This window comes from Streptomyces sp. NP-1717 (assembly GCF_022695985.1).
GTDB lineage: Bacteria > Actinomycetota > Actinomycetes > Streptomycetales > Streptomycetaceae > Streptomyces.
The window spans coordinates 1-10236 of the sequence record NZ_JAAPBF010000250.1 but is presented as its reverse complement, the minus strand read 5'-3'; the positions used below and the strand labels follow the sequence as shown (position 1 = coordinate 10236).

The window sequence follows — 10236 nt, the reverse complement described above, 5'->3', positions numbered from 1 at the left end:
GCGTGGACGCTCGCGACCGGGGCGGCGGTCACGCTGTCCTGGTGGGGCGTGCACACGGTCGTCGTGGGCACGGCGTACGACAGGCCCCGGGCGCTTCCGATCACCGGGGACGGCGCGACGACGCAGCGCGCCCGGCCGCAGTCCTCCTCGACCCATCGCCCGCCGAGCCCGCCTCCCTCGCCCTCGTCGCCGGAGTCGCCCGCGTCCGCCGGGACCCCGGAGCCCTCTCGGACGCAGGACGGCGAACCGCCGGCGACAGCGCCCGCGGAGCCGTCGGCGAAGAAGCCGCCGCCGGATCCGGGCACGGACGCCACGACGCCGGGGAACGTGAAGAGCTATCCGGTCGACGGCGGGCGGGTCGTCTTCGATCTCGGCAGCGAGTCGGCGGAGTTGGTCTCGGCGACACCGGAGGCCGGCTGGCGGATGCAGGTCTGGAAGCAGGACTTCTGGATCCGGGTGACGTTCACCCGGGACGACCGGGAGGTCTCGGTCTTCTGCACCTGGCACGACTCGGCGCCGCGGGTGCAGATCGACGAGCGGTGAGTGCCCTCGGGCGCCGAACGGGCTTGTCGGGCCCGTCCGTTCAGTCGAACGTACCCGGCGGCGGTACGGGCGAGGGCTTCGCGTTCGCGTCGGTGACCACCACCGCGCCGCCGGTGAAGTCCCTGAGCGACCGGCCGTGTTCCACGCGCCCCGGATGCGGATCGCCCGCGACCCGGCGCGTCAGCTCGGCGACCGGCAACTCCCGGTCCGACGCGAGGAGTACGGCGTTGCCGAAGCGCCGGCCGCGCAGTACGGCCGGGTCGGCGGCGAGCGCCAGTTCCGGGAAGACGGTGGCGGCCGTGGCGATCTGGGCGCGCAGATGCGCGAGCGGCGGCCCGTCGGCCAGGTTGGCCGCGTAACCGCCGCCGGGTGCCAGCACGCGCCGTACATCGGCGAGGAATTCGGCGCTGGTCAGGTGCGCCGGGGTACGGGCTCCGTCGAAGACGTCCGTGATCACCAGATCGGCCCAGCCGTCGGGCACCTTGGCGAGCCCGGCCCGCGCGTCGGCGGAGCGGACCCGGATCCGGGCGCCCGGGTCCAACGGCAGTTCCCTGCGGACCAGTTGGACGAGCGGCGCGTCCAGCTCCACGATCTGCTGGGTGGACCGGGGGCGGGTGGCCGCGATGTAACGGGCGAGGGTGAAGGCGCCGCCGCCGAGGTGCACGACGTGCAGCGGGCGGCCCGCCGGAGCGACGAGATCGGCGACGTGGCCGAGTCTGCGCTGGTAGGGGAAGGAGAGATACGTCGGGTCGTCGAGGTCGACGTGGGACTGCGGGGCGCCGTCGATCAGCAGCGTCCAGGCACCGGGACGCTCACGGTCGGGCACCAGTTCGGCGAGACCGCCGTCGACCGGCTCGGTGGCGGTGTCGTGCCCGGGCCCCGCCCCGGGGACACCTCGTCCGCGTCGCCTGTTCTTCGCCGCCGGGTTCTTCGCCACCGCTCCATTGTCACCCGGCGGCGGTGACCCGCGGCGCGAGGGACGACCGCGGCCGCTACCGGCGGCCGTCCGCCGCCTCGATCAGCCGGGCCGCCTCGCCGAGGGCCACCCGCAGCACCTCCGGGTCCGTGACCTCACCGGTGCCGGCGTCGGGCGGCAGCAGCCACGCGCCGCCGCTGACGGGCGGCTCGGCCGGTACGCGCAGCCCCCGGCCGGCCGTCTCCGTACACGCGCTGCCGGGCATGTCCCAGGCCGCCGCCGTGCCGGGGGGCACCAGGAACGTGAGGTTGTCGCAGGTGCCGTCGAGGACCACGGGCCCCACCGACGGAGCCTCGCCCGCGCCGCGGCGCAGGATGTCGACCGCCTCCAGCCCCTGGCGGGCCGGGACGGTCACCAGATCACAGGGCGCACCGTGGCACCCGCCGGAAGCAGCCGCCGGCGACTCGCTCGCCTCGGCCGAGGGTCTGCGCCGATCAGTCGCCCATGAGCCGTCACTGGCCTGCATACCGACCTCCCACTTCAACAAGGGACTCTCCTCGTCGAGTGAAGACACGTTGTGCGTCTCCGCATGGTTCAACGCGTCCCGGCGTCAACGGCAACGGCGCGAGTCCGCCGCAAAGGATGGCAGTTCATGGCAGATCGTGGGTGAGATATCCGGTTTGTAGCCAAACCCCGTGTAGCCAACTCGTCACAACCGGTACGTTCTTGGACGCCGGACCGCCGGAACGCCGGTTCACCGGCGACGAGGTGAACCGGCACGCAGGACCCACGTGTCCCAAGAGAGGTCTCGGCCATGGCGTCGACCCGGGCAGTTCCCAATCTCACCTTCCGCCGGCTGCGCGGCCGTCGCTCGCCGGGGGAGTTCGCGGCGGCCGTACGCAGGGCCGCCCGGGAGATCGGTGAACAGGTCGCGTGCGACGCACGTTATATCGGACGGGTGGAGGCCGGCGAGATCCGCTGTCCCAACTACGCGTATGAACGCGTATTCCTCCATATGTTTCCCGGCCTCACCCTGGCCGATCTGGGTTTCTCGCCGCGTGAAGCCGTACGCGGCAGGGCATCCGGAAAAAAGGCCGACGCCCGCCCGGCGCCGGCCGACCTCCCGAACCCGACCCCGGTGCGCGGCGGCACCGGTGACATCAGCGAGGAGAGCGACGTGCTGCGTCGCGCATTCATGACGAACGGCACCGCGACGGTGGCGGCGGCCTCTCTCGGCCTCGACATCGGCGGTGCGCCGGCCATCACCGGGACCGTCCCCCGGCAGGTCGGCGAGGCGGAGGTCGGCGCCCTGGAGGAGGCGGTACGGCGGATCCGGCTGCTGGACGACCGGCACGGCGCCGACGGGCTCTACCGGCGGGCGGCGCAGCCCCTGCGGACCGCGTACGCGCTCCTCGACGCGGGGGCCACCACCCGGAGCCGGACGGCCGACCGCCTGCACGCGGGGGCGGGCGAACTGGCGATCTCGGTGGGCTGGCTGGCTCACGACTCGGGCCGGTTCGACGACGCGCGTTCGCACTACGCGGAGGCACTGGCGACCGCACGGGTCGCCGGTGACCCGGGACTTGAGGCGCACGCGTTCTGCAACACCTCGTTCCTGGCGAGGGACGCGGGCCGGCACCGCGAGGCGGTGCGCGCGGCGCAGGCCGGCCGGCGCGCGGCGGCGGAACTCGCCTCGCCCCGGCTGCTGTCGCTGCTCGCGCTGCGCGAGGCGGGCGGCTGGGCCGGGCTCGGGGACCGTACGGGCTGCGAGCAGTCCCTCGGGCAGGCGCACACGTTCTTCGAGCGGGGTCCGTCGGACGACGACCCCGAGTGGATGTCGTTCTTCGGCGAGCCCGAGCTGGAGGTGCTTCAGGCGCAGTGCCGGGCCGCGCTGGGCGACTGGTCGGCGGCGGCGCGGCACGCGTACCGGGCCACGGTCCTCCAGGACCCGCACTTCACCCGCAATCTCGCGCTCTACCGGGCGGAGTTGGCCACGAACCTGGCGCGCGCGGGCTTCCTCGACGAGGCCGCCGCGGCCGGGCAGCAGGTGCTGGACCTGATGGACGAGGTCCAGTCGTCCCGTATCCAGGGCATGCTCGCGGGCATGGTGCGGGTGCTGCTGCCCAAGCGGCGTACGGCGGAGGTGGGCGGCTTCCTGGACCGTCACGCGGCGACGGCGGCGACGGCACGCAGGGCCTGACCGCACGCCCGTGCGGCGTCGTCGGGGGCGGACGGGGGCGGACGGGGCCTCAGCCCGCGAGATGCCCCGTGTCGTTCCAGATGTCGATCGCCGGCGCCCCGTACGCCCAGTCCAGGACCGACAGTGACGTCGGCGCCAGCCGGATCCGGGAGGCGAAGGACACGTCCTCCCCCAGCCAGCGCGCGCCGATCGCGCGCAGGATGTGGCCGTGCGCGAAGACCAGGACGTCACGGTCGGCCGAACGGGCCCACGCCACGACCTCGTCGGCGCGGGCGGCGACCCCGGCCAGCGTCTCGCCGTCGGGGACGCCGTCGCGCCAGATGAACCAGCCCGGCCGCACCGCCTGGATCTCGGCCGGGGTCATGCCCTCGTACGCGCCGTAGTCGAACTCCATCAGCGCGTCCCACGCCCGGGCCCGGCCGCCGAACCCGGCGAGTTCGCAGGTGTCGCTCGCGCGCAGCAGCGGGCTGGTGCGGATCTCCGCGTCGCGCAGTCCGGACCACGGCTCGCGGTGCAGCCGCTCCCCCAGCAGCTTGGCGCCGCGCCTGCCCTCGTCGAGCAGCGGCACATCCGTCCTCCCGGTGTGCCTGCCGGACAGCGACCACGCCGTCTGACCGTGCCGGGCGAGGAGGATGCGCGGTGCCATGGGAGCTCTCCCTGAGGTTCACAACAGGTGCCCTCCCATCATCCCGTACCTGAACGGAGGGCAACCTCCGGGACGATCTCGGCGTCCCAATGGGCAGCCCACGGTGAGGCCGCGGAGGTTCCGCCGGGGCACCTGGGTACGTAGGGGGACCCCTCGCATACGTGCGATCGCCTACACGTACGGTTGAACGTCGGCGGAAGGCCGCGTGAACACATGAGGGAGAGCGTCCGGATGCCGCAGACCGTCCATGCGCGCACCGCCCACCGGCCCCGCTGGTGGGCCGAACTGCTGCTCCTGGTGGTGGTCTACGGGGCGTACTCGGCCGGCAGACTCCTGGCGCGCGGCGACGTGTCGACGGCCGTGGACCACGGCCTGGCGATCCTGCGAATAGAGAAGGCGTTCTTCCTGAACGCCGAACATCCGCTCAACAGACTCTTCACCAGTACGCCGGCCATCGGCATACCCGCCGACTTCGCGTACGCCTCGCTGCACTACCTCGTCACTCCGGCCGTGCTGATCTGGCTCTTCCGCCGCCGCCCCGCGCGGTACCGCGCCGCGCGCACCTGGCTGATGCTCTCCACCCTGCTCGGCCTGATCGGTTTCACCCTGCTCCCGACCTGCCCGCCGCGGCTGCTCGACGCGTCGTACGGGTTCGTCGACACGATGGCCCAGTACAGCTCGTACGGCTGGTGGGGCGCGGAGGCGAGCGCGCCGCGCGGGCTCGGCGGGATGACCAACCAGTACGCCGCGATGCCGAGTCTGCACGTCGGCTGGGCGCTGTGGTGCGGGGTGCTGCTGTGGCGGCACGGCAGGACGCCGCTGATGCGGGTCCTCGGTGTCGTCTATCCCCTGCTGACCGTGATCGTGGTGATGGGGACGGCGAACCACTACTTCCTCGACGCGGTCGCCGGCGGTCTCGTGATGGGGGCGGGCGCCCTGCTGACGGGGCCGGCGATGCGGGCCGCCGACCGGGTCTGGACGCGCGCGGCCGACCGGTACGCGTTCGTGGACGGGTTCACGCGGCCGCCGCTCGCGGCGGGATCGGGAACGGGATCGGTGCCCGGGCAGCGGCGTCAGTCGGTCGCGGTCGTGAAACCGACGGTCGTGAAGTCCACGGTGACGAAGTCCACGGTCGCGAACGCCTCGGGTACGTCCCGGGTGGGCAAGTCCCCGGTCAAACCTCCGAATGTCAGTGACGGATGCGAGACTTCCGCGGGTGAGCGATTCCCCGGGCAGCGCACCCGCACCAACAGCAGCGCCGGCACCCCCGGCAGTACCGGAGCCGCGACCGACGACGCTCCGGCAAAGACTCGCTGAGCTGCGCGGGCCGGAGGTCGCGCCGCATCCGCTGGATGCCCGCGCGCTGGCCGCCCTCGCCGCCAACCCCGGCTGCGGACGCCGTGCGCTGCTCGACGGCGCCGGGGTCGACAAGACGGCGCTCGCCGCGGCACTCGGCTCACCCGCCCCGTTCGGACAGTCGCAGTTCGCGTTCATGCGCGGCAACGCGTTCGAGGCGCGCGTCAAGGCCGACGGCGGCACGGAGTTGATGCGGCTGCTGCACGAGCGCATGGGCGCGGGGACGCCCGCGCCCATGCCCGGTGAGGTGCGTGTCCCCGATCTGGCGGCGGTGGGCCCCGAGGGGCGGGCGGCGCGTACGGCGCTGGCGCTGCGCGAGGCGGCCGGCGCCGCCGCCGGGTCAGCCGCGTGGACACTGCTCGTGCATCCGCTGCTCGCGCTGGAGGTGGCGGGCTCGCCCGCCTTCCTGGAACCGGACGCGGTGGTGGTGCGTCCGGACGGCGGGTGGACGGTCGTGGAGATCAAGTCCTTCCCGATGATCGACAGTTCGGCCGACGCCTCGAAGGTGGGCGCCGCCGCGCGGCAGGCCGCCGTGTACGTGCTGGCGCTGGAGCGGGTCGCCGACCGGGTGCCCGGCGCCCGGGTGGACCACTCGGTGCTGCTGGTCTGCCCCAGGGACTTCTCCAACCTGCCGACCGCGTCGGTCGTCGACGTACGCAAGCAGCGGTCGGTGACCCGGCGGCAGCTCGCGCGGCTGACCCGGATCGAGGACATCGCGGCGACCCTGCCCGAGGGCATCAGTTTCGACCTGGAGCGGTGCTCGCCCGCCGAGCTGACGGCGGCGGTCGACTCCGTGACGGCCGCGTACGCGCCCGAGTGTCTGGCGGCCTGCGAGCTGGCCTTCCACTGCCGGGGCCGGGCCCGCTCGGCGGGAGCCGTGGAGGCGCTGGGACGTGGCGTACGGGGCGAGTTGGGCGGCCTGACGACGGTGGACGCCGTCCTGGCGGCGGCGCGCGGCGGGACGGTGCCGGGGACGGCCGACGACGATCCGACGGTCGTGGCGCTGCGGCGGGCCGCCGCGCTGCGCGCCGAGGCGCTGGCGTCCGTCCCGGAAGGCGCGGTCGCCGCATGTCGCTGATCAGCACACTGGCCCGGCTGGAGGCCGTGGAGAGCGGTCGCGCCCAGCCCCTGGCCACCGTGTGCCACCGCAGGCTGTCGGCACGCCCGCTCGTGTTCGTCCCGCTCACGACGGCCGGTGAGGCGGGTGCCCCGCTGGGCGCGCTCGTGGGCACGGACCGCGATTCGCCCCGGCTGCTGACGGTGGCGCAGCCGCGCGACCGCGATCTGCGCTTCGCGTTCCTCGCCGAGCTGGCGGAGGTGCTGCTGCCTCATCTGGACGCGTACGCGGACGACGTGGAGCCGGCCGAACGGAGCGAGACCGACCCGGAGACGGGCAAGCGCGTCAAGGTCGAGGTCGATCTGTGCGTGGACGCGCCGCAGTTGATCGTGCCGAACCGGCCGGGTGTGGACTTCGTACGGCTGCTGGGTCGCTCCATGCGGTTCCGGCGTACGGCGGAGCAGGACCCGGACACGCCGTATCCGGCGCCCGCGCGCGTGCCGCTGCTCGGCCGCTGGCTGACGCACTACGGGGAGCGGGCGCGGGTGCCGGGGTCGTCGCTGCTGCTGGCGGCGACGGACCTGCTGAACAGGCACTGGGCGACGGGGCAGTCGAACCTGGAGGACCAGCATCTGGGAGCGCTGCTGGCCTGGATCGACCCGCCGCCGGACGGCGGTTCGGGCCGGGACGCCGCGCTCCGCGCGGAGACGGCACGCGACGGCCGCGGCCAGTTGCTCTGCCCGCCGGCGGGTCCGGCGACGGACCCGGCGTTCGACAACCGGCTGCTGGCGCCGGCGATCGACGAGTACGACCGGGCGCGCCAGTCGCTCGGGGCCGCGGAGGACGGAGCGGGCGCGGACGAGCAGTTGGGACGGCTGACGAGGGCCGAGCGGGAGATCCGGGCGCTGCTGGAGAGCCAGGCGCGGCCGACGTGGGACGCGGTGTGGCGGGGGCTCGACCTGCTGCGGGAGCTGCCGGAGGGGGCGCGGGTCGCCGACCGCTGGACGCGCGACCGCTGGTCCTTCACGGGCCACCGCGACCGGGTGCGCTCCGGCGAGCCGCCGCAGCCCCGGCACGACGACGCGGTGACGGCCGCGCAGAAGCTCGCCTCGCGGGAGACGGCGCAGGGGCAGTTGGAGGCGCAGGAGGCGCTGGACGACCCGCTGGTGCTGGCCGGACGCAGGCTGTCGGGCGAGGCGTTCATCGGGGAGGTGACGGATGTGGTGATGGCCTACAGCGAGAGCAAGCGCCCCAGTCCGCGCCCGCTGGTCACGCTGTACTGCGAGGACAGTCCCCAGCTCGGCGAGCGCACGAAGGTCTACCGCTCGCTCGACGGCAAGCCGCAGTCGGCGGAGTTCGTCGGCTGGGATCCGGCCGGGGACGGCACGCTGGTGGTACGGCTGACGGACCGGATGGGCCGTGGCAAGGAGCCGGCCGAGGGGTCGCTCCCGGAGAAGGGCGACCGGATCGCCTGGACCCTGTTCGAACACGACCAGCGGGGCGGGCCGAAGCTGCCGTCCACGGAGGAGACGCCGTGGACGCACGGGGGTCCGCCGGGCACGGAGGGAGCGGGTGGGGGTGCCGTCACCGCCGCTGCCGCCGCCCCGGCCCCCGGGGCGGGTGGTGCCGATGAAGCGCCACCGCCACCGCCACCGCCGCTGCCGCTGCCGCTCCCCGATCCGGTGACCGAGGAGGACTTCCTGTGACCGCCACCACCACGTCCGACCGGGCCGGCTTCGACCCCGGCGCCGAGGCCGCGCGGGCCACCGACGCGATCCTGCACGACACGTTGCACGGCGCGTACCGGGGTGTGGTCGTCGACTCGCCGCCCGGCGCGGGCAAGTCGACGCTCGTCGTGCGGGCCGCGCTCGAACTCGCCTCGGCGGGGCGGCCGCTGATGGTCGTCGCGCAGACCAACGCCCAGGTCGACGACCTCGTCACCCGCCTCGCCGAGAAGGCACCCGGGCTGCCGGTCGGCAGGCTGCACAGCAACGACCCGGATCCGTACGACCCGTCACTCAACGAACTGCCGTCCGTACGGAAGTCGGCGAAGGCGGGCGATCTGGCGGGTCTCGACGTGGTCGTGTCGACGGCGGCGAAGTGGGCGCATGTGCAGGGCGTCGAGCCGTGGCGGCACGCGATCGTGGACGAGGCGTACCAGATGCGTTCGGACGCGCTGCTCGCCGTGGCCGGACTCTTCGAACGGGCGCTGTTCGTGGGCGACCCCGGTCAGTTGGACCCGTTCAGCGTGGTCGGCGCCGACCAGTGGGCGGGGCTCTCTTACGACCCGTCGGCGAGCGCGGTCGCCACGCTGCTCGCGCACAATCCCGAACTGCCGCAGCACCGGCTGCCGGTCTCGTGGCGGCTGCCCGCGTCGGCGGCGCCGCTGGTGTCGGACGCGTTCTACCCGTACACGCCGTTCCGCAGCGGTACGGGCCCGGCGGACCGGCGCCTGACCTTCGCCGTGCCCTCGGACGGCTCGGGCCCGGACCGGGTGGTGGACGAGGCGGCGGCGTCCGGCTGGGGTCTGCTGGAGCTGCCCGCGCGGCGTACGCCCCGTACGGACCCCGAGGCGGTACGGGCGGTGGCCCTGGTGGTCCGCCGGCTGCTGGACCGGGGCGGCGCGACGACCGGCGAGCGCGGCCCGGACGCGGCGCCGCTGACGGCCGACCGCGTGGCGGTCGGCACGGCGCACCGCGACCAGGCGGCGGCGATCCGCGCGGCCCTCGCGGAGCTGGGGGTGACGGGTGTGGCCGTGGACACGGCGAACCGGCTCCAGGGCCGTGAGTTCGACGTCACGGTCGTCCTGCACCCGCTCTCGGGCCGCCCGGACGCGACCGCGTTCCATCTGGAGACGGGCCGCCTGTGCGTACTCACCTCGCGGCACCGCCACGCCTGCATCGTGGTCTGCCGCGCGGGCGTCCCCGAACTGCTCGACGAACACCCGTCGACGGAGCCGGTGCAACTGGGCGTGACGATCAAGTTCCCGGACGGCTGGGAGGCGAACCACGCGGTGCTCTCCCACCTCTCGGAACACCGCGTCCCCTGGCAGCCATGAGGCCCCCTTGCGCGGGGCGGGACAATGGACGGTGGCCGAAACGGTACGTACGCCGTCACACACGCCCCCACCAGGAGCAGCAGGAGGAACACATGGCGGAATCCGAGTCGAGTCAGCGACGGCTGCGGCCCGCCCCGCTGCTGTTCGAGCCCTCCGAGGCGGCGGCCGATCCGGAGCACTTCTTCGACCTGGAGTCGATCGACGACCCCGGCGCGCTGCTGGCCCGGGCCACCGAGCTGACGCTCGCGTTCCGGGCGGCGACCGACCGGGCCGTGGAGTTCCAGGCCGTCGCCGCCGCGCAGCTCGCCGATCCCCGGCGGTTCGACCGGCTGACGCCCGCCGACATCGCCGAGCGGGCCGAGTGGACCGAGGACTACGCGAAGAAGATGGTGGAGTTCGGGCGCGATCTGCTGCGGAACGGGCGCACGCCCGGGGAGTGAGCGGGCCGGCCGAAGTGCGC

10 protein-coding genes and 1 pseudogene are annotated in these 10236 nt (G+C 74.1%); 7 read left to right on the top strand and 4 right to left on the bottom strand.

Annotated elements, in window-relative coordinates; all coding sequences use genetic code 11:
• Positions 1–305: pseudogene (locus tag GXP76_RS35950) on the bottom strand (hypothetical protein); the annotation flags it as partial.
• Positions 306–327: 22 nt separating this feature from the next.
• On the opposite strand from GXP76_RS35950, the gene GXP76_RS35945 reads away from it, so the two are divergent.
• A complete protein-coding gene (locus GXP76_RS35945; protein WP_308354264.1) occupies positions 328–543 on the top strand; it encodes a hypothetical protein in 216 nt (71 codons plus the stop codon).
• A gap of 40 nt (positions 544–583) precedes the next feature.
• On the opposite strand, the gene GXP76_RS30940 is transcribed toward GXP76_RS35945, so the two are convergent.
• Positions 584–1480: a spermidine synthase gene (locus tag GXP76_RS30940; RefSeq protein WP_374363227.1), complete on the bottom strand. Its 897-nt coding sequence runs from the start codon at positions 1478–1480 to the stop codon at positions 584–586.
• A 55-nt stretch (positions 1481–1535) separates the two neighbouring features.
• Positions 1536–1985 (bottom strand): hypothetical protein, encoded by a 450-nt coding sequence (locus GXP76_RS30935; protein ID WP_242574932.1) that lies wholly within the window; start codon positions 1983–1985, stop codon positions 1536–1538.
• A gap of 288 nt (positions 1986–2273) precedes the next feature.
• On the opposite strand from GXP76_RS30935, the gene GXP76_RS30930 reads away from it, so the two are divergent.
• Positions 2274–3659 (top strand): tetratricopeptide repeat protein, encoded by a 1386-nt coding sequence (locus tag GXP76_RS30930; protein WP_242574930.1) that lies wholly within the window; start codon positions 2274–2276, stop codon positions 3657–3659.
• Between the two features lie 49 nt (positions 3660–3708).
• Here the strand turns inward: GXP76_RS30930 and GXP76_RS30925 are convergent, their stop codons facing one another.
• The gene (locus tag GXP76_RS30925; protein ID WP_242574929.1) at positions 3709–4305 is read right to left on the bottom strand and encodes a histidine phosphatase family protein; all 597 of its coding nucleotides are present in this window, start codon (positions 4303–4305) and stop codon (positions 3709–3711) included.
• Positions 4306–4536: 231 nt separating this feature from the next.
• On the opposite strand from GXP76_RS30925, the gene GXP76_RS30920 reads away from it, so the two are divergent.
• The 5 genes from GXP76_RS30920 to GXP76_RS30900 all read left to right on the top strand — a co-directional run bounded on the left by GXP76_RS30920 (position 4537) and on the right by GXP76_RS30900 (position 10216).
• Positions 4537–5622: a phosphatase PAP2 family protein gene (locus GXP76_RS30920; protein WP_242574928.1), complete on the top strand. Its 1086-nt coding sequence runs from the start codon at positions 4537–4539 to the stop codon at positions 5620–5622.
• Positions 5522–6739 carry a hypothetical protein gene (locus GXP76_RS30915; RefSeq protein WP_242574927.1) on the top strand — a complete coding sequence of 406 codons (1218 nt, stop codon included), beginning with the start codon at positions 5522–5524 and terminating at the stop codon, positions 6737–6739. Before GXP76_RS30920 ends, GXP76_RS30915 begins: the two co-directional genes overlap by 101 nt.
• The gene (locus tag GXP76_RS30910; RefSeq protein WP_374363223.1) at positions 6730–8424 is read left to right on the top strand and encodes a hypothetical protein; all 1695 of its coding nucleotides are present in this window, start codon (positions 6730–6732) and stop codon (positions 8422–8424) included. The genes GXP76_RS30915 and GXP76_RS30910 overlap by 10 nt, the downstream gene beginning before the upstream one ends.
• Positions 8421–9776 (top strand): AAA domain-containing protein, encoded by a 1356-nt coding sequence (locus GXP76_RS30905; RefSeq protein WP_242574926.1) that lies wholly within the window; start codon positions 8421–8423, stop codon positions 9774–9776. Before GXP76_RS30910 ends, GXP76_RS30905 begins: the two co-directional genes overlap by 4 nt.
• A 92-nt stretch (positions 9777–9868) precedes the next feature.
• Positions 9869–10216, top strand: a complete 348-nt coding sequence (locus tag GXP76_RS30900; RefSeq protein WP_242574925.1) for a hypothetical protein — start codon at positions 9869–9871, stop codon at positions 10214–10216.
• Positions 10217–10236: the final 20 nt, after the last annotated feature.